The sequence below is a fragment of the Pseudarthrobacter sp. R1 genome (assembly GCF_024494415.1).
In the GTDB taxonomy this organism is placed as follows: Bacteria; Actinomycetota; Actinomycetes; order Actinomycetales; family Micrococcaceae; genus Arthrobacter.
On sequence record NZ_JAMKFI010000008.1, the window covers coordinates 1,055,838 to 1,074,884 of the forward strand.

A 19,047-nucleotide genomic window follows, 5' to 3' on the forward strand; every position below is an offset into this window, starting at 1 on the left:
CTCTGGAAGTCACGATTGGCTGGGCAGGTGTCCTTTAGTGCGGTTGAGTTCTGCCATGAGGGAACGGTTGACCCGGTGGGCTGCCGCCAGGTCGGATGCGAGCTCATCTGTCTTCTGGCGAAGGTGGTGCACCTGTTGAAGTGCATCGCCGGCCTGCCCCGCAAGGATGGAGTTTTGATCCGTCAGTTCCTGGACGCGAACGCTTTGTGATTGGGCGTCGGTGCCGTCTATCTGGTCCCCGAGCAATTCGGAGATGCGGCGTCGGTGGTTCTGCAGGTCGTGCCGGAGCCGTTGGTTCTCCTTGCGCAGAAGATCGCGTTCGACCAGGAGCGAGCCCGCGGTTGAGTTCGCGGGTATCTCGCCCCCCTGGGCGCCTGCGAGCTGGCAGGCTTGCGCTTTCCTGAGGTGTTCAAGGAGGGGTTGCTGGCGGACCAGCCACGGGCTGACATGGGCGCGACGCGCAATCTCCGCAACCGTAATCGGAGTATTGGTCGCTTTCATTGCTTGGATGGTGGCGAGGACTGCCCGTCTTTTGGCACTGCTGTCGTTCTTCCTCTGCTGCACCATCGCCGCCGTTTTTGAACCCGCGCTCACATCTGGTCCCCTGTTGTGTCGGTCCTGATTTTTAGGCTTCCGACCGGAATGAAGGGTTTCTCGACAGCGGTCGGGACGCTGGCGCGGAGGCGGCGCAGCACCGCAGCTGCCTCGGCCAGTGACTCTCTTTCGCTGCCGGGCAGGTCGGCCACGCGCGACTCCTGGGCGGTGATGAGGGCGGTAAACGCGTCGATCTCATTCTGCGTGTCGGCAATCAGTGAGGGCCGTAGGTTCTGGGCGACCTGCCAGGCGAGGTCTTCCTTCATCCGTTCCAGATGCGCCTTGAGGTCAGGAAGGTGGGAAGGGTCGGATCTGAAGAATGTGCAGCCGCCGCATTGGAAACGGGCGGGGCAGGCTTTGCCTGCCGCTTTGATGTTGGCCGGTTCGGTGCAGTTGCCGAACGGGACGGCCACGGCCGCCATGGAGTACAGGTCTTCGGCCACCGGGGCGTGGGTGCCCTGCATGTCGAAGGAGAACCTTTTGACCGATTCGATGGCTTTGCGTTTTCGTGCGTTGGTCACCGTGTAGTACCTCGCCGTGGTGTCCGCGGAGCGGTGATCCATGAGGCGGCGCAGGGTTTCCTGGGCAACTCCTGCATCTGCCAGCCGTTGGCAGTAGGAATGTCGGAAGGCGTACGCGAAGACATTCCTCTTGTCGAACGCGCTTCCTGCTCCAGGACCGTCGGTCGGTCCGGGCAGGTCCGGGAGCTGGAGATCTATCCAGTCCCTAAGCCGTTGGTTGAACCAAATGGTCTTTAAGTGATTGTCCCTGGCACGGGAACGGAAAGTGGGGAAGAGCCAGTCCTGCTGACCTGCTGGCATGGCAGGGATGTGCTGGTCCCGGACGGCAAACCACGTTTCCATAGCTTCGGCAGTTTCAGCCCAAATGGGGAGGCGCCTGCCCCTGCGCCTGCCTTTGTCGTTGTGCCACAACAGGGTGGCTTGACCGGTGTGGTCGTAGCTAAGGCACTCGCGTCCAAGCTTCGCTATCTCACTGGGCCGTCTCCCCGCGTCCCGCAAAAGCGTCATGTAGCAGGTGAAGGCTGCTTTGTAGACGCCGTTTGGGACTGCGGCTGAAACTGGGCTGGAGACATGCGCCGTGGGTAACCGGGAGAAAAGGTACTCGATGACAGGTTCGGGAATTGCCCTACCAGTTTCGTCGTCTTCATCTGTTCCCGGGGCATCTTCGATGGGGATGTTCAGGTCATAGTCGAGGGAGAAGGAGAGGGTTGTCTTCTCGAACAGGTCCGAGCGCTTCCGGGCGTAGTCGATCATTCCCGCCACGGTCGATCCGAGGAAGCGCTTGTAATCGTTGGGGAGGGGCTTGCCGTCGATCCTGGTCAGAGCGGCCAGGGCCTGTGCCAGCACCTTGCCATGTTCGCGGGTTAGTGCGGAAGCATCGGCTGGCAGGGAAAGCGAGCGGGCGGTGCATTGCATGCTGAAGCCGGTGCAGAGCCGTGCGATGTGGGTGATGAGCGTGGTCGAGGAAGTTTCCGTGGTGGATTTTTCAAGAATCCATAGCTTCGTCATTTGTCGTGCCCATTCGAAAGGGATGGGTCGGAAGTCCAGGGCAGCCATTGATCGGGCGGAGCCCGATCTGTTCGACGAGGTCGTCAGCAGGCCAAAGGGAATGAGGTCTGACTTGAGAAGATCGCCCCCGGTGGACCAGGGGACGTAGCGTTCCAGCAGTCGTGCGCGTACGACCCGGAACATCGACCAGGCATTAGCCGAACGCATGACCTTGCCTGCAGTGAGTGCCCGAGTGTCGGCGTTTAGGAAGGATCTTGTGCCTGGCGGGAAATTCAGCGCTGACTGGATGAGCGTCTTGGTCGTGACGAGGTTGATCGGGAAGCCGATACGGTCCTGGTGCTGAAGTGCCCACAGCAGCTCCGTGGCAAGTCCTGGCTGCCGCCGGCGCAGCGGGGCAAAGCTGAGTTCGTACCTGCCCATTCGGGCCGGGGGAGCGTGGATTTCCCGGTAGCCGTCGGGCTCGAGTGAAACGACTGCTTCCCGTTCCAAGTGCAGGGCCAGTTCGGCGCGGTCGATGACGAGCTGGGCGTGCAGCCGGCAGATCCCGATCCCGTTACCGGGGTGCCGTTTGTAGCCGCACCAGGGAACGGAACAGTACTCTGGCGCCCGAACAGGCTTAGCCTCCTGGGCAACCACCCACGCGGCAATGTCTTCGACGGTGCGGATCGGATGATGACCCAGACATAGCGGAGGCAGCCGTGCTTTCTTTTGATGCCATCTCCTCGGGTTCCCCTCCGTAGCAGCCATCAGGGGCACACCCAGGCCTTTACTGCGGTTCGTACAGTTCGTCACTGAGCAAAGGATCGGGACGATCTGCGGTGTCCAGTTCGTTCCTTGCAGCCGGACTGCTCCGGCAATCCAGTCCTCGGCGCTCATGGCACCGATGCGTTTGGTGTGCCGGGAATAGCGTCCGTGGCAGACACTGCACAGTCCGCTGCTGCGCGTGAAGGATGGGCCGGAGCATCCGGGAAATCTGCATGCGTCAACGAGGGTGCCCAGATGGCCGGGAGTGCCGGTGAAAACCCAAGCCGCGCTGTCCCATTCGTTCGGGCGCCAGTCATCGTGGATCTCCCGGGCCAGCCACTGCTGGAATGCGGAGAGGTCAAGGGACGGGTCGACGGGTTCCGCCGACGCCGGAACACCGGCCTCATCACTGGCCAGTGCTTGTCCACGGCTCATAATTGCCCTCTCGGTATGGGGCGGACAGCCTCGATGGCGTCCCTAAGGTCCTGGTCGGTGGCGTGCTCATACACGTGCTGCGATGTGGCACTTCGGTGCCCGAGCAGTTCCTGCACGTCCGGTCCCGGCACTCCCGCCCGTTTCCATCGGGTCGCCGCGGTGTGCCGTGTCATGTGCGGGTTAACCCGGGGGCCGGTACGGGTCGAAGAGCGGTAGAACATTTTGATGGCGTTGGAGTACTTCAGCGCTTCCCCGAGGTGGGACCGGGAGTACAGGTTGACGAAGACCATGGGGCTGGAGTCCACGGCCAAGCGGTCGATCCGGTCCTCAACGTACAGGTGGTACAGGGTGCACACTGCTTCAGTGACCGGGACTCTGCGCGGAGTGGCGGACTTGGACAGGGCGGCGTTGGGGTTCTGGCGCCGCCGAACATGGATGTGAGGTCCGGCGGTCGCGCACCCGACGGCGCGCGAGTCCTGAAAGAGATGCAGATCCTCGGTCCGCAGCCCCAGCGCCTCGCCGATCCGGAGGCCCGTTTCAAGCATCAGCGCCACCAGGAAACGATCGCGGCGGTTCGCGGTGGCCGCCAGCAGTGACCCGGCACCCTCTTCATCGAGAAACTTGGGGGCTTCTTCGACTTCTTTGACTCGTACTGCACGTGACCTGGAAACCTTGCCCGGTAGGAGCCTGTCGCCGGAAAAGCCATACGCGATCCGGGTCTCATAGAAGCCCGCGGCAGTCTTCTCACTGATCAGATCGCTGCGCGCGGCCCACATATAGAACTGGGTCAGGGCTGCGGCGTATTGGTTCAATGTCTTCCCGCTCCGGTAGCGCGGTTCACGATATGCCGTGTCCTGTTCAGATGCGGGCAAGGCAGAAACAGCCAGTTCCCGAATGAACCGAGAAACGACGGGCACGCCATCGGCCCAGTTCAACCGTGCCGGACCGAGCCATGTGAAGAAAGCGGCCAGACGCTGAGCGTACGCCCTGATGGTGTTCGTAGAGCGGGCAGAGCCGAAGAGGTAGTGCAGGTACGAGCTGGCTTCAGGGTGCAGATCATAGGTGAAAGCATCCACAACGGCCCAGGAGGGGCCGCCGGTCTTATGGATGACCTTGAACGCGATCCACTGCCGCGAAATCGAGGGATTCGGTTGGTAGGTTGACGGAAACGGGACCGGTGACTGCGCCATGCGGACGTACCTCGTCAAGGGTAGATAATCCGTGCGTTCCGAGACGACCCTAGTTCAAAACTTACATGCCTGTGAACCCCACTTGCGGGCAGATAAACCGGACCTGGACCTGCCAGTGTTCGACGCTGATCAGGTCGCCGCAGCCCACCGGTGCCCGCTTGATGGTGTTCCACCAGTCGGTGCGGGTGAACCAGTGCACAGGTTCCGCGGCCACGGCCCAGATCGTGCCGTCATGCCTGACGGCCAGGGGAACCCCCTTCGCGGTGAAGCGGACCTCCACCGGAGTGTCCAGAGGTTTGCTATTTGATGCTGTTGCTGCCACGGGTCCGCTCTCCAAGGTTCCTGTTCATCATTTCTTCCCGGCGGGTGACCGCCGAACTCCACACCCAGGTCCGGTACGTCACCGGCCCGTCCTTCCATGTCACTTCGACCGCTTTCGCTGTCCAGGCGAAGACCTCGCCGTCCACCAGTTCTGCGCAGTTCGGGAACCGGATCCATGCCTTGACGGGGATTCCGGGATACCCGTTCTTGGCCGGGAAGTGTTCGAAGTCGAGCTCTTCCATGGTCAGTCCGATCGGGCCGGCCCGCCGCGCATACTGCGCTTGCAGTGCAGCGGCGAACTCTTCGGAGGGCATAACACAACCTTAGAACAAATATTCCCATTAGCCCTCGGCGCGTCTCTGCTTTTAGGGCATACGTTCTATAGCGAAGACACCTGTCTTTGACGACCCTCCGTTTCTGAAGCGGTGGAGGCTGTTGAAGAAGGCCCCGTGCTCGATGAATTCAGTGCTCTGAAGACGCTTCGGTGGGTTGCCTTTGCCGCCCCCCCAGAACCGGGCACTTTTGGGGGCGGTCTTACGGGAACTCAAGAGACTTTGGAACGGCGGGAATTTCAATGAACGCTACCCAGGACGGGATAGCCGCGGGTGGCGGACCGGCCTACGGGCAAGACCATGCGAAGGAATCTCAATTTGGACACTCTCGCCCTCCTCGAGGCCTGCGCTGGCGTATTCTGTGGACATGGCCACGGGGGCAGGCAAGAGCAATAACAGATATGAGTGGCAATCATGGCCACCGGATTCCCTGGAGGGTATGCCGCCCAAGCGGAGGCGCTTGGCTGGCTGGGCAATTTTTTGGTTCATTATCCTGGGATCGCTGGTGGGGTCGGCCCTCGAGGCATTCGGCGTTCCGGAACCGTGGCGCTCCACGCTTGTAGCTGCCGTTCTGGCTGCCGTGTTTGTTCCCTTGATCCGGGCGGCAGCTTCGGAGGCCCGACAGCTCCGCGCTGAAGGAATTGTACTTCCTTCCTATCCGGTTACCCGCAAGTCATTGATCTCCATGGGCGTCCTCACTGGCGTTCTTTGGGTCGCCTTTGCCGTAGTTGCATTTAGCGGGAGGCCAGTCTTCCCGCTAGTGCCGATTGCCGCCACCGCATGGTTGGTCTTTCAGGGCCGGCGGTGGAGACAACGCGTCACGGACGAAACCCCAGCTGCGGGATCCTACCCGCCTGAATCGCTGAGCTGATTACACCATACGGCTGCCGGTGAAGGACCCGTCTACCGGACACTAGCTCTCTAGCAACTGCCAGGCGAAAGGCGTCAATGTCGGGCTTCGCGTAGGGCGCCGTGTGCTCGTGCCAGCCGCTCCTCCAGGCGTATGTTTTCGTCGGTCAGTTGTCGGATTCGTTTGTGGGCGAGCTCGAGGCGCCGGTGGATTGATGCCTCGGATGCGCGAACGTCTGGTCCCGTTGGGGCCGTCTTGCCGGGTAGTTTCCGTCGTTGGAGCTGCTCCAGCAGGTCCGGTTGTGTGTAGAGCCATGAGCGGGATACGCCTGATCTTCGCGCCAGTTCACTGACGGTCACGGGTTGTGTGGTTTGTCCGAGTTGTTTGAGTGCTTCCTGCACTTGTTGACGGGCTCTAGCTGATCGACGCCGTGTGGCTGCCAGGAGGTGCTGGCTGTTGTCAGTTCTCATCGATGTTGTTTCGCTCCCCGGTGCTTTGGATGGTGTCGATGATGTTTTGCAGGTTGGCTGCGACTTGGCCGTTCATCTCCACGACGCGGGTTTGTCCTGCCGATTCTGCTTGTGCGATGAGTCTTTTCGTGGAGCGTAGATGGTCGAGGTGCTCAGTGAGGAAGTCGGGGGTGGTGACGAAGACCGGGCATGTTAGACAGGCATTGGCATGGGGGCACGCCTGTTGCAGTGGCAGGCCGCAGTAGCCGTTGGGCAGGGCCATGGTGACCCGGCCGAGGTTTTCCTTCATCCAGGCTGCGTCGTTGATTGCGTCATCTTGTGCCGGGTTTACGATCTCGCCGTGAATTGTGATTTTCCTGGCTTGTTCCCAGTGACGGCGGACTGTTTCGTCCTTTAGTCGGGCGTATCGGGCGGTCATTTCGTGTGATTCGTGGTCGAGGAGTCGGCGGACCACTTCCTGCGGGACGTCGGCGTTGATGAGGCGCGTGGCGTACGTGTGTCGGAGCTGGTGAGCGGTGAATCGGAACGGACGGTCCTGCTCATCGTGGAGTCCGATTGTTCTCTGCCAGGTCTGGATGTGGCCGGCGGCGGTTCCGGGGTTCCATGGCCGATCGCCGGTTGTGGAGGTCGGGGCGGGGGCGAGGTAGCGGGCGTCCGACAGGACGGCTTGGACTGCTTTTGCCTGCTCGGTGATCGCGGCGGCGAGTTCGTCGTCGATTGGCAGGGTCGCTTCGCGGGACATTTTGTGGTTGAAGTAGCGCATGTAGGGGGCGTTCTGGTGGTCGCTGAGGAGGCAGTCGATTTCCAGGCGGTATGTGTCGGATAGGCGTAGACCGGTGCGGGTGAGTATCTGCATCATTAGCCGGTGCGGCTGCTCTAGTTGCGCGAGAGCCTTGGGGTCTTCGATTTGGGCCATGATGAATTCCGGGAGTGCCCGGGGAAGAGCTGCAGTGCGGCGTGGGTGGTCGCTGGAACGGATTGCGGCAGATGGCGGCAGGTCTGGTTGCCAGTTGTTTTCGCGGATTGCTCGTAGGAACAGGGCTGTTGAGCTGAGCGAGTAGCTGCGGCTGGCCGGGCTCAGGCGGAGCCGGAGCAGCAGGTTGAGGTAGACCTCGATGCTTTCTCTGGTGAAGTCCTGCACCGTTCCCTTGGCGCCGGCATGTTCGGTGAAAGCATCAGCCAGGCGGTGAAGGGCCGTCATGTCCCGGTTGAGTTGGGAGTAGCTCGTGCCTGTGGAGATCCGCCACCGGATGAAACGCTTGGCGAGCAACTTTAGCCACGGCTGCGGGATGGTGCCGAACCGCAATATGCCCTGCTGACCCGTCCGGCCTCGGAAGCCCATGACTTCGAGCCGCCAGGCATCGCGTTCGAACTCTGAGGACGCATCAGGCGGTTCCAGGAAGTGTTCGAGTGCCGCGTGCAGGGCAGCATGTGCCCGCCGCATTTCCTTGGAACCCTTTTGGATTTCCGTGCTTTCTAAGGGCAGGTCCGTGAGCAATGACCCGGTCCCCAGTTGCCTCAGAACTTTGATCAGGTCGCGTAGGTCTTGTAACCGGAAGCGTCGACGGCTTCGCGGGCTGGATGCCAATAGTTGAAGTGATAGGGCCAGCTCGACCCGGAGCTTTTCTGGCAGGCCGGTGAGGTCGATTTTTTCGGGATTGGTTTTGGGGCCCGACATGGTCCGGAATTCATCGAGCGTGGGTTGGCCGAGTTTCTTCCACCGGCCGAGGTGTGTCTGGCAGAGCTGTCTGGTGCTGAGGAACCGGGCGCACCCGTCGATGCTGCAGATCGGGTACAAATTTGCCGTGAGATCCGGGTCATCAAGGACTATCACCGCGGCGTCGAAGCGTGGTGATAAGGCGACGCGCATGCGTGACAGGGAGTCGCCTGGGCCGGCAGCGACGTCCCTTGTTTTAGGCCGGTTCATCTTATGCCCCGTTCCACGAAGGGGATTCATTGCGGGTCTCCGGGCGCTGGGGAACCCACCCTGCCGCGGCCAGCGCCTTCCGCAGGTGCTGGACGTCGATATGGGAGTACGTGTCGATCGTGGTAGCGACGGATGAGTGGCCCAGAAGCTTTTGAACGACCTCCGATGGGACGTTCCTGCGTAGCAGGTCTGTGGCATAGGTGTGGCGGAACTGGTGCGGCGTGAAGTGGAATCCTGTTCGGGCACGCAGCCGGGCGACCAGGTCAAGGACAGCCTGGTAGGTCATTGGACGGCCCACGGGCTCGGCCCAAAGATTCACGAAGACGTAGTCGCAATCCAGTGTCCCGTACTCTTCGAACAGGTAGTCAGCGAACAGCCGCACCAGGCCGGGCTGGATGGGAATGTCGCGGTCACCAGTTTTTGCCCTGGCGTTGTTGGCGTTGTGCCGGAAGCGCACCTTCACGAGGCACTCTGCAGAATCCAGGTCACTATGACGAAGACCCAGCGCTTCGCCGATCCGCATTCCTGTCCCAGCCAAGAGGGCGAACAGGAGTCGGTCCCGCAGGTGGTTGCAGGCGTCCAGGACCGCCGATACCTGTTCTGGGGTGAGCATTCGTGGCGTTCGAGCCGGCACCCGCCGCTTCAATTCCTTCCCCGGCCGCCCCGGGCCGCCAAGATGTGCAAGCAGCGGTTTCCATGATCTTCCGCCGCCACGACGGCCCGTCAGCTCCGGGAACTCCAAGACCTCCCCATGCTGATGATGGAACCGATAGAACGATCCGACAGCGGAAAGCTTGCGATTGATCGTCGCGGCGGAACAATGCTGCGCCCCAACGGCCAGCCGCCGCAGTTGTCCCGCTCTCTCACTGGGAGCGAGCTGCAGCCAGTTGGCGAAGCGGCCAAGGTCCTCCAGCTGCACGTCTCGCCACTGGACCTGGGATCGCTCGAGGAAGGTGAAAAAGTCCCGCAGGTCGAAGGCATAAGACCTGACGGTCCCGGGTGACCGATCGACCGCGCCCAGATGGGCCAGGAAACGGTCGACCGGCGCCACGACATCGTATGAGGGATCGGTGACGGTCCACGACTCCCCTCCGTCGTGCTGAAGCACTCGCTGAACGGACCAGGGCATCGCGGCTCCTTGGAAGCAGGTTCCTGTGATGGCATCCGGTCTAACAGGCGCAATTGACTGAACCGTGAACTCGTGGACAACACTCCAGATAACACTCCGCGAAGCCGGGCGGGACTGTCGTAGGCCACCCGTAAGCTACGTCAAAGACATCCAGCCGAAGGCTGAAGGAAACATATATTCGAATAGGCGACCTATGAAGATGGCGGCTACGGCCGCCCCATCACTCCCGGGGATCGTTTGGTCCCGTTTTCGATCCCCTGCACACCAAGCTAGGAAAGGGCTCCGACAACGCCCGGAACGGACTGATCCCGTCCGCTGCCGGCTCGGCACAAAACGGGGCAGTGTCAGACAATGGGGACATGCCAGCTGCCTCTGCTTCCCGTACCGTCCATCACCTCTACTCCGCTTCCGGGCACCTCCTTCCGGCGTGCGGTGTGACCCCCGGCCCTGATGGGCCCGAGTGGCACACCGGGCACGACGCCGGGGTCCTGCAGGCGTTCTCCGCGCAGGGATCGGCGTGCTGCGCTCTGTGTCTGGAGTTGTCCCTGTCATCTCCTGACTGACATGTGCAAGGTGGTACAGGTGGTACGTGGTCTGCCATACTGGTAGAGAAAACAGGTATACGAGTGGAAATCCTGCTCAGCCCAGGCTGAGCAGATCGTCCGTCCAGGCGGGCGTGGATGGGCCAGCTTCGGCTCCCGGGCGTGGCCTGGGAACGGGGGCTCGGGGAAACAGTTCTGAAGTGTGGAGCCGAGACGCTGGACCTTCCGAACACTCATTGCCTGGACACAGAGCCAGGACGACAGGACCGACCAGAAGGACGAGAAGACCATGAACATCACCAGGACCGCACACGTGACGCGGACGAAGCTGGCCGCGACCGCTGCAGCTCTGGCATGCGCCGCGCTCGTGCTCAGCGGCTGCAGCAGCTCCGGCGGGGACGGGCGGTACTTCGCCACCTCGGAAGGACAGAACGGCGACATCGTCGTCGTGGACGGTGACCAGATCACCTACTTCGACACCGCCAGCCGCCAGGACCTCGCCTGCCACTCCATCAACTCCGTCCTCGACGACCCGAAGGCGGCCGCGGCGAAGGGCGAGCTCAAGGACGCCTACACCGTCCGCGGCACCGGCAAGATCAACGAGTCCAAGTCCTCCGTGGACTGGACCGAGGCTGGCCGCAGCACCACCGAGACCGGCTCGATCAGCTTCGGCAAGGGCAAGTCGACCATGGAGTTCGTCTTCTCCAACGGCGTCAACGACGTCGTGCTCGTGCCAGTCGACAGCGAGCAGGGCAAGGCCGTCAAGACCAAGTACTGCGGCTGAGGAGGCTGACCCCTTGACTGCCCCGATCGACCTGCAGTACCGGAGCCCCGTGGACCACGCGTCCGCGGGGCTCTGCCTTTTCTCTCCCAGGACGCGCCCGTGCGCCAGACAGGATGCAGGAGGTCGGGCATGACGCTCATCGGACCGATCAGGTACTACAAGGGGCGGGTGGCGTACCCCTGCGACGAGCAGCTGCGCACGGCAAGAGCCACGTGGGATTTCGACGACATCCGCCGGCCGACGGACGATGTGGACTGCACGCACATCCAGCTGATCGAAGTCTCCGGCCGCAACGCGGGGGAGCGGCGGCAGCTCGAGGAGGAGAAACTCACACGCTTCTTCGACTACATCGGCACCCGGGCCGGCTTCCGGGTGCTCACCCACCAGAAGAAGCCGGACTTCGACACTGCGACCTTCGTCTCGCACGAGATCGTCTACGTCATCGAGTCCCGGCCGACCAGGGGGTACGCCAAGCTCACCCTGCGCTCGGAGCTGCCGCGCAGCGGGACCGCCGGTGCCGTCTCGGACATCTTCAGCGCCGAGGGAATCGACCGCATCTCGCGGATCTTCGACAAGGGCCCCCGGAGGGATTGAGGCCAGTGCCACAGTACGACTGCCGCCCGACGGGAAAGGAAGACCCCGTGGACATCACGTCCACGGGGTCTTCTTGTCTCTGACTGGCTGGCAGTCCCGTATGAGCCCTACAGCCGTCCGCCCTTCAGGCGCAGCGCCCGGTACTCCTCGATCGTCTCCGGCGGCCGTCCGTACTTTGGCGCATGTGTCTCGACGAAATCGATCTCGGCCCAGGTGTCCCGGTGCCGGACCCGCGACCTGGCCAGCACTGCAAGCGCGGTTACTGACACGACCACGTTGGCCAGCCACCACACGATGGCGATGAGGACCACCACCTGGACCAGTCCCCGTTCAGAGGAGCCCGTCTGTACTGCAACGGCCGCCAGGGCCGTTGAACTGCCCAAAGCCATGCACCCAAGCAGGAGCCCGGCCACCCAACCCTCCGTCGGCACCCGCCGGCGCGCCAGATCAGCGGGGCTGTCGCGATGGCGGACCAGCCGCAGCGCCTCGCGCAGGAAGAACACAGCAGCCAACGCGGCCAGGCAGTTCACCGCCAGCTCGCGCGCTCCCTCGAGCCACCAGCGCCCCGAGTGCCACCAGCCCAGCGGAAACTCGTCGCGCGCCTTGCCTCGCAGATTCATCCGTTCCATCCTTTCCCCCGTGGCAGGCAAAGGGCGGCGCACCCCTTGTCGGAGTGCGCCGCCCTCATCACCAACGATCAGTTGTTCGGGTCCTCAGCCGGCTTCCTCCGCGACACGGGACCGTCCGTGCGCTTCGGAGCCGGATCCGCCGTCCGCCGCGGCTGGGCCGGAGCCGGCTGCGACGGCTTCGGGGCCGGGGCCTTCGGAGCCGGGGTGGGAGCCGAAGCCTTCGGAGCCTGAGCCGCCGGTGCCGATCGACGTCCGCTGCGTGGAGTCGGCTGGACACCCTGGCTGCCCTGAGCGCCTCCGGTAACCCGGCCACCGACACGGGGCTGGATAGGAGCAGGAGCAGGAGCCGGGGCCTGCGGACGCTGACCGGACTGGCCCTGCGCCTGCGCCGGAGCGCCGGTGCGGGGCTGGATCGGAGCCCAGTGGACACTGCCCTGGCCGGTCGGAGCCTGGACCGGAGCCTGCGGGCTGCGGCGCTGACTGCCGCTGGCCTGCGGGATACCCGGTCCCGCCTGCACAGCACGGGAGCCGGAACCCGCGTTGGCCTGCGGCTGCTGGCCTTCGGCGGCCCGCGACGCCCGGGTGCCCGGAATCCCCGGGACCGCTGCGACGACGGGGTTCACCTGCGCGGGCCCGCCGGTACCAGCGGTGAAGCGCGGGCCCTGGCCCGAGGAGGCCGGAGCCGCCTGCTGTCCGGTGCCGAACTGCGTCGGTGCCGACTGGCCGGCGTCCGCCTTGCGGACACCGCTGGTGTGCGCACCGCTATCGGTGCCGCCCGTGAGCCCGTCCCGCTTCTGACCCTGGCCATGGCCCGGCTGCCCGGTACCAGGAGCACCCTGCGCGCCGCCGAGCCCATGGCCGCCCCGCGAGGAGGGACCCTGGCCGGTGCTGTAGCCGAGGTTCGACAGGCCGCCCTTGCCGCTCAGGGTCTGAGCAGTCTCCTTGTCGGAGCGGGAGCTCCCCGCCTTGCCTCCCGTGAGCTGCAGAGGACCGCCCTTGTCGCCGGGACTCTCGGGACCACCAGCGGACGGGCCGCGGCCGCCGCTGTCACCACCACCGCCGGGAACCGGACCGGGACCGGCGGGGCTGCCGCCGTCGGGGCCGGCTCCCGGACCGTCGTTCGGACCGGCGGCCAGGGCCAGTGCGCCCTTCCCGGCAGCAAGCGACTTCTGCTCACCGTTCAGGCCGCCGGCGTTGGTCGACGAGCCCTTGCTGCCACCGGGGGTGCCGCCGGGCTTCGTGGCCCCGCTGCCGCCGAGCTTGCCGCCGACGCCGGAGGCGAGCTTGTTACCCATGGCCATGCCCGCTCCGGCCCCGGCTCCCGCAGCCAGCGCGGGGAGCATGCCGCTCTTGTCCGGCTTCGGTGCGGTGTTGGTCTCGAGGAACTTGTCCACCAACTTGGTGAACACCTCGTCCATCGCCTGCAGCACGACCTTGCGCACCCGCAGGAGCGCCAAGGTGATGCCGATGATCAGCAGCGAGGAGATCAGGGTCAGGATGACCACGATGATCCCGCCCAGCATGCCTGAGCCCCACAGGCCGTCCTGGGACATCCAGGCCGACACCGGCCCGGAGATGATGTCCGGGATGGAGATCAGCAGCTCCGAGACGAACTGGTAGATGAAAAGCGTCACCAGCACCTCGAGGATCAACGCGACCGAGTAGACGATCACCTTGCTGATCGCGGCGATCGCGCCCAGCGTGGCGAACGGCACCGCGGCTACGAGGCTGAAGGTGCGCTTGACCGCGCCCACCAGCATGCCGATGGCGTACCAGAAGCCGAGCAGGACCATGCTGCCCAACACGACGCCGGCGTTCTGCCAGTACATGAACTTCGCCGGGCCCGTGCCGACCTGGCTGACCGCCATGTGGTCCTCGCGGGTCAGGCCGCTGGTGACGTTGTTCGAGCTGTACATCGTCATCGAGTCGGGGCCGAAGCCGGTGTTCAGGTAGTTGTACGCCGACAGCGCCGACATGTTGCAGGAGACCGGGGCGTTGTCCGCCCAGACCGAGAACCCACAGCCGTGCTTGGTGCCCTGGGTCGAGAAGCTCGTCGTGTTCCCGCCCGGGTTCGAGGAGGTCAGGCCCTTGCCGCCGGCCGCCAGCACCGGGTGGTTGGTCGGGATGTAGTCCGACTCGCCGTGCCCGCCGAAGTTGTCGCTGTCACCGTAGGACTTCTTGTCGATGAACCACTCCTTCTTCACGTCGCTGTTGACCGGCAGGTTGGTAATCGCGCTCTTGATGCCCGACTCGAAGTCCGACGCCGATGTAATCTGGCCCGAGATGTAGCTGTTGAGCATGCCGAAGGTCTCGCCCACGGCGTTGAAGTCACCCGCCGGGCTGCCCTCCATGCCGACCAGGCTGTTCTTCCAGGCCGTCTCGGCATTGGTCGCACCGGGGCCCACGCTGATGTCGCGGAAGGTCGAACCGTGCGCCTGCTTGTTGATCGCCAGTGCCGTCGTGCGCACCGACATCATCGCGTTGTTGCTGGCCTGGCCGTTGTCCCAGGCGATAACGGCCTCATCGGGAACGCCGAGACGGTCGTTCATCATCCAGGCCTCGAAGTCCACGTACGTGGAGAGCACCACACGGGTCGGGCCGGCGTGCTGGCCCAGCAGCGAGTCATCGAACTTGTCCAGGACGCCGGTGTACATCGAACCCATCAGCGGAAGGCCCACGCCAATGAAGACGACGCGCACGACGAGCTTCTTGATCGCCGAGCCGCGGTCCATCTTCTTGAACAGCACCAGGCCAATAATCAGGAACCCGATGAAGAGCGGGACCAGCGCCTCCCAGGCGATCGACTGCAGCAGGCCGTACCAGCTTGCGATCCAGTGCTGCAGGCCCGCCAGGGCACCGCCGCTGGCCTGGCCACCGGTCATCTCGTCGGCGAGGTCCTGCTGGTGCGCGCTGTTCGTATTGCCGCCGGAGTCCGCGACGCCGGCGACCGCCTGGTAGAACCACATGAACGGGTTCAGCACCTTCAGCAGCTGGATGATGAGATAGAACAGCGTGCCCACGGCCAGCGCCATCGCGTAGAGCAGCCAGATCGCGCCGCCGCCGATGAGCGACAGGATCTGTCCACCGATGCCCGAGGACATCGTGTCCAGGCCGAGGTCGGCGTTGGCCGCGCCGAAGTGGGCGTAGTCCACCATGCCGGAGTAGACGTTCTTGCCGCTGCCGCTGGCTGTCGCATTCAGCGTGTCGTACCCGATGGTCTGCGTGGAGCCCGTCGCCTCGGCGAAGAGCCAGCCGACTACGTTGAAGAGGCTGAATTCGGAGTCGGCGTAGCCGAGCATGTCGCCGCCCGTCGCCGGGTCGGCGGTGATCGCCCGCCAGTCCTCGTTCATCCGATCCTCGGGCTTGTCCTTGCCTTCGGGGGAGTTCTCCTGACTGAAGTACGTCGAGGCATTCGACGCCAGCTGGTACAGCGAGTAATTGTCGCGGTCCTCGTCGTCGGCAGCGTGCGCCGATGGCGCGAACACCGTCATCAGCAGCGGCACAACCAGTGCCACGAGCAGCGACAGAGCCAGGACGCGCACCAGCCCGCCCCGGGCAGTCGCCGCTGCCCGGGCCCGCGCCGCGAGCGTGATGGTCCCGTTCATCTTTCCCTTCCTGTCTGTCGTGTCCGTGATGGCCGTCATGACTTGCCCAGCTTCCGCGGGGCGGTCCCGGCCTTCTTCATGGCCTTCCTGCGGTCGGCCCGCCCCACCTGGTCCTCAGAGCGGTCCTCCTCGGACTCGACGCTCTGGCGGGCGCTGGTGAGCTTCGCGCCGGGTGCCGGCTTGTCCTTCATCAGTTGGTCCATCCGGGCCGCCTCGTCGGCCTTGGCGGCCTCCAGGCGAACCTGCCTGCGCTGGGCCTCGCGGAAGGGGTTGATCCCCAGCGCGAGGTCGAGGTGGAAGACCACGTTCGACACGTCCCGGCGAAGGTAGGTAAGGTTCTCGCCCTTGGTCGTGATGAGCTGGGCGAGGTCCGGCGGGATCTGCTGGTGCAGCTGCTTCTGGTACTCCGCCACCGTGCGGTCGCGCATCGGCCCGAAGAGCGTGTAGTCCGCGGCGTCGAACTTGTTGAAGTCCGAGTCCGCGAGCATCTTGTCGACGTCGTTGTAGCTGTAGACCACGCGGCCGCCGCGCTCGTGCATATGGTCGAACTGGTCGCGCAGGTACTTTTTGACGCGGTCGTCAATCTGCTCGGTGCCGTGGATCACCACGGTGTCCCCGAGCCCGAGCTTGCCGACGGCGAAGCCGACGATGTTGACCAGCTGGGCCATGGCCACGCCCTTGCCGCGGCGCATCAGCCGCGAGAAGTCGTAGACCACGCGCCGGGCATCCCGGACCCCGTCCACGGCCGATGCCGTGTGGTTGTTGAACAGGTCGCCGTTCGTGCTGAGCATCGTGTTCGCGATGCCGCGCAGCACGTTGTACGCGCGCAGCTGGTCGGGGTCGGTCTTGCTTGAGTTCAGCAGGGCCTTGTGCGCGGTGTCGAGGTACGAGACGAACATCTGCAGCCGCGGCACCTGCTGGTGCGGGATGTTGACCACGCGCAGACGGTGCCGCTGGTCCTTGGCGTTGTGCCGCCACATGCCCTGCTCGACGTAAAAGTCGGTCGCCGTGTCCTCCAGCGCAGAGCGGATGATCGAGCCGATTGCCCCGTCCGTGGTCTCGTAGAGCTGCTCAAACATCAGCTTGAGCTTCTCCATCTGCGCGGCGAAGACCGTCAGTTCGTCGTCCTCGTCGCCGAACAGCTCGAAGGGATTGACGTCACCGCGGTTCAGGTCCACGCGCGAGGTCAGCCGCTCGAAGTTCGGGCCCAGCTTGTCCAGGTCCGCCCCGTCCAGCACGAGGTGGACCACCGAGCCGTTGCCGAGCATGCAGGCCTGCGAGATCTTCGAGCACCACATGTTCGACACACGCTGGCGGTCCAGGTACTCGCTCAGGGTCGCGTCTGCCACGACAACGTGGTGCTCGTACCGGTTCACGTCCATGAGTACGGCCGAGTTGTTGACGTCGCCGACCATGTAGCCGACGTACTCGCCGCCCCGGTCGTTCAGGCCGTTAGTCACCAGCGAGTACGAACCCGCGAGCTCGGTCGAGGTGAAGTGGAAGCCCTTGCCGCGCTTCTTCTCGTTGTTCTTGAACAGGCCCGAGAGTTCCTGGCGCTGCTCGCCGGCGTACGCCGCGGCCTTCAGCGTGCCGAAGCGGTCGATGTACAGGCGCGTGACGCGGTCGACCGAGTCGTCCAGCGTCTCGAGGTCCGGAGCCTTGAGAAACAGGCGGTTGTGCACCGACAGGTAGCTCGCGCCGTCCTGGATCTCGCCGATGGTGACCTCCAGGTCGGAGGAGATCTTGGCGGCCTTGCGCTTGGAGGAGGTCGTGCCGGTCTCCTCCTGCTCGTTCGCGTCAAGGCGGTCGAGCTTCTCCGACTGCTTGGTGAACGAATCCACCCACTTCTCGTCCATCCGGCGCACCTGCTCCAGGACGACCGCGGTGACGCGCTCGTCGAGCCCGTCCGGGATCCGGTCGATGCCCCAGAACGCGGCGAAGTTGTCGTGGGCGGCGTCGTCGTGGAAGAACGCGAGCACGCACGCCACGGAACCGTCGACCTCGAAGTAGTCGGAGCGGAAGACGTACTTCTCCCGAGGCTTGAGCGCCAGCAGGTGCGGATACGAGTCGAACCGCCCCTCCAGCTTCTTCATCTCCTGGCGGCGCTGCCACCAGTTCTTCTTCGGCTCGACCACCTCGGCCGGCTCAGCGGCGACCGCCGGCGCGGTCACCTCGGACGTCTCCACCGTCCCGCCCATGGCGGGATCGCCGTCGAGAGCGACCTCCAGTTCATCCACGCCCGGCACGGCCGTCGCGTCCCCGCCCCGGGGCTTCTTCCCCGGAATGCCCAGCTGCGCGCGGGCCTTCGTCATCAGCGCCATGTCACCCTTCGTCCTTCCTTTGTTCGTCCAGCTCGGCCCGGTCAGTTCAGTGAGGCCTTGAGAGAGTGCAGGTCGTCCTCGATGCCCTGGTAGAAGACCCGCAGCATGGGCTCGGTCTCCTCGCGGTCGAGGACCGTAGCCTCCTTGATCATCAGCGCGGACCCCTCGACCTCGGACTGCAGCACCATGTGCGCCCGGCGCAGAGCGTCAGCGCTCTTGCCCTTGAGCAGCAGGTACTGGTGGATCGAGGTGAACTTGCCACCGACGTGCTGTGTGAGGATGTCATACTGCTCGTTCTGCAGCTCGATCAGGTCAGGGTCGCGGACCTCGAGGGCGTGGTTGCGGTGCTCGAGCGAGGCCACCTGGTGGTAAATCCGCTGCGGCTCCTTCGTGGTGACGAAGGACCACTCGCAGTTCGTGTCGATCTTGCGCCAGAAGGCGTCGACCCGGTCCAGGATGCCGATGCGGTCCTCGTCGAAGAGCAGGTACGACGCTGAGCCGACGACCAGGTAGACCTGCCCCTCACCGCCGTCGGAGAAGTGGATCCGGCCGTCCTCCTCGATGCCGTCGATGCCGACGATCGAGTAGAAGTCGCTCGGGTCCGAGCTGCGGCGGGTGAAGACGTTGCGTGCCCGGGACGGGGCGTACGCCAGCAGGGCGGGCACGTTCATCGCCCGCAGCTCCTTGGTCTTGGTCATGCCGCCGAAGTAGACGATCAGTGCCAGGCCCCAGATGACGAAGAGCGTGATGAACACCGGTCCCGAGCTCGCCACGAAGGTCTGCGTCACCGCCCACAGCAGCGCCAGCGCGCCCCCGCCGAAGAAGAACAGCTGCTTGATGGGGGAGGGCTTGGCCGCCCAGCCGCCCTTGCTGAGCGTGATCTCGTGGTCGAGGAACGACCTGTTGAGGCTCGTCGGCACCTTGTACGACATCTTCGCCATGAATCTCTCCCTGCTGCCACCACTGATTTGTCTGCGCCTGTCCGAATGCCCTCATAGACGAGGGATACATGACTACTCTACCTTAGATAGACCTATCGAATTGAGCGTGA

Annotated in this window: 14 protein-coding genes; 2 read left to right on the plus strand and 12 right to left on the minus strand. The window is 64.2% G+C overall.

Features of this window, described 5'->3' with window-relative positions; translation table 11 throughout:
- Positions 1-9: 9 nt before the first annotated feature.
- From M8J71_RS15760 to M8J71_RS15790, 8 genes are all read right to left on the minus strand, one after another.
- Complete coding sequence (locus tag M8J71_RS15760; protein ID WP_256248736.1) at positions 10-501, minus strand: hypothetical protein; 492 nt, start codon at positions 499-501, stop codon at positions 10-12.
- An 89-nt stretch (positions 502-590) separates the two neighbouring features.
- Positions 591-3,302 (minus strand): tyrosine-type recombinase/integrase, encoded by a 2,712-nt coding sequence (locus tag M8J71_RS15765; RefSeq protein WP_139030546.1) that lies wholly within the window; start codon positions 3,300-3,302, stop codon positions 591-593.
- Positions 3,299-4,492: a tyrosine-type recombinase/integrase gene (locus M8J71_RS15770; RefSeq protein WP_139030547.1), complete on the minus strand. Its 1,194-nt coding sequence runs from the start codon at positions 4,490-4,492 to the stop codon at positions 3,299-3,301. Before M8J71_RS15770 ends, M8J71_RS15765 begins: the two co-directional genes overlap by 4 nt.
- Before the next feature lie 61 nt (positions 4,493-4,553).
- Entirely contained in the window at positions 4,554-4,814 is a 261-nt protein-coding gene (locus tag M8J71_RS15775; RefSeq protein ID WP_305479741.1) for a hypothetical protein, read from the minus strand.
- Positions 4,792-5,127: a hypothetical protein gene (locus tag M8J71_RS15780; protein ID WP_256248737.1), complete on the minus strand. Its 336-nt coding sequence runs from the start codon at positions 5,125-5,127 to the stop codon at positions 4,792-4,794. Before M8J71_RS15780 ends, M8J71_RS15775 begins: the two co-directional genes overlap by 23 nt.
- Before the next feature lie 963 nt (positions 5,128-6,090).
- Positions 6,091-6,465: a DUF6262 family protein gene (locus tag M8J71_RS23675; protein ID WP_374114856.1), complete on the minus strand. Its 375-nt coding sequence runs from the start codon at positions 6,463-6,465 to the stop codon at positions 6,091-6,093.
- Positions 6,455-8,392 (minus strand): tyrosine-type recombinase/integrase, encoded by a 1,938-nt coding sequence (locus M8J71_RS15785; RefSeq protein ID WP_256248738.1) that lies wholly within the window; start codon positions 8,390-8,392, stop codon positions 6,455-6,457. Before M8J71_RS15785 ends, M8J71_RS23675 begins: the two co-directional genes overlap by 11 nt.
- 1 nt (position 8,393) lies before the next feature.
- Positions 8,394-9,521, minus strand: coding sequence for a tyrosine-type recombinase/integrase (locus M8J71_RS15790; RefSeq protein ID WP_256248739.1), 1,128 nt, complete (start codon positions 9,519-9,521; stop codon positions 8,394-8,396).
- 831 nt (positions 9,522-10,352) lie between these two features.
- Here M8J71_RS15790 and M8J71_RS15795 point away from each other — a divergent pair.
- Together M8J71_RS15795 and M8J71_RS15800 are read left to right on the plus strand one after the other, a co-directional pair.
- Positions 10,353-10,847, plus strand: coding sequence for a hypothetical protein (locus M8J71_RS15795; protein WP_256248740.1), 495 nt, complete (start codon positions 10,353-10,355; stop codon positions 10,845-10,847).
- A 129-nt stretch (positions 10,848-10,976) separates the two neighbouring features.
- Complete coding sequence (locus tag M8J71_RS15800; protein WP_256248741.1) at positions 10,977-11,441, plus strand: hypothetical protein; 465 nt, start codon at positions 10,977-10,979, stop codon at positions 11,439-11,441.
- 107 nt (positions 11,442-11,548) lie between these two features.
- On the opposite strand, the gene M8J71_RS15805 is transcribed toward M8J71_RS15800, so the two are convergent.
- The 4 genes from M8J71_RS15805 to M8J71_RS15820 all read right to left on the minus strand — a co-directional run bounded on the left by M8J71_RS15805 (position 11,549) and on the right by M8J71_RS15820 (position 18,937).
- Positions 11,549-12,061: a hypothetical protein gene (locus M8J71_RS15805; protein WP_256248742.1), complete on the minus strand. Its 513-nt coding sequence runs from the start codon at positions 12,059-12,061 to the stop codon at positions 11,549-11,551.
- A gap of 77 nt (positions 12,062-12,138) precedes the next feature.
- The gene (locus M8J71_RS15810) at positions 12,139-15,714 is read right to left on the minus strand and encodes a hypothetical protein (RefSeq protein WP_256248743.1); all 3,576 of its coding nucleotides are present in this window, start codon (positions 15,712-15,714) and stop codon (positions 12,139-12,141) included.
- A complete protein-coding gene (locus M8J71_RS15815) occupies positions 15,711-17,996 on the minus strand; it encodes a hypothetical protein (RefSeq protein ID WP_256248744.1) in 2,286 nt (761 codons plus the stop codon). Before M8J71_RS15815 ends, M8J71_RS15810 begins: the two co-directional genes overlap by 4 nt.
- Before the next feature lie 41 nt (positions 17,997-18,037).
- The gene (locus tag M8J71_RS15820) at positions 18,038-18,937 is read right to left on the minus strand and encodes a hypothetical protein (protein WP_133830795.1); all 900 of its coding nucleotides are present in this window, start codon (positions 18,935-18,937) and stop codon (positions 18,038-18,040) included.
- Between the last annotated feature and the right edge of the window lie 110 nt (positions 18,938-19,047).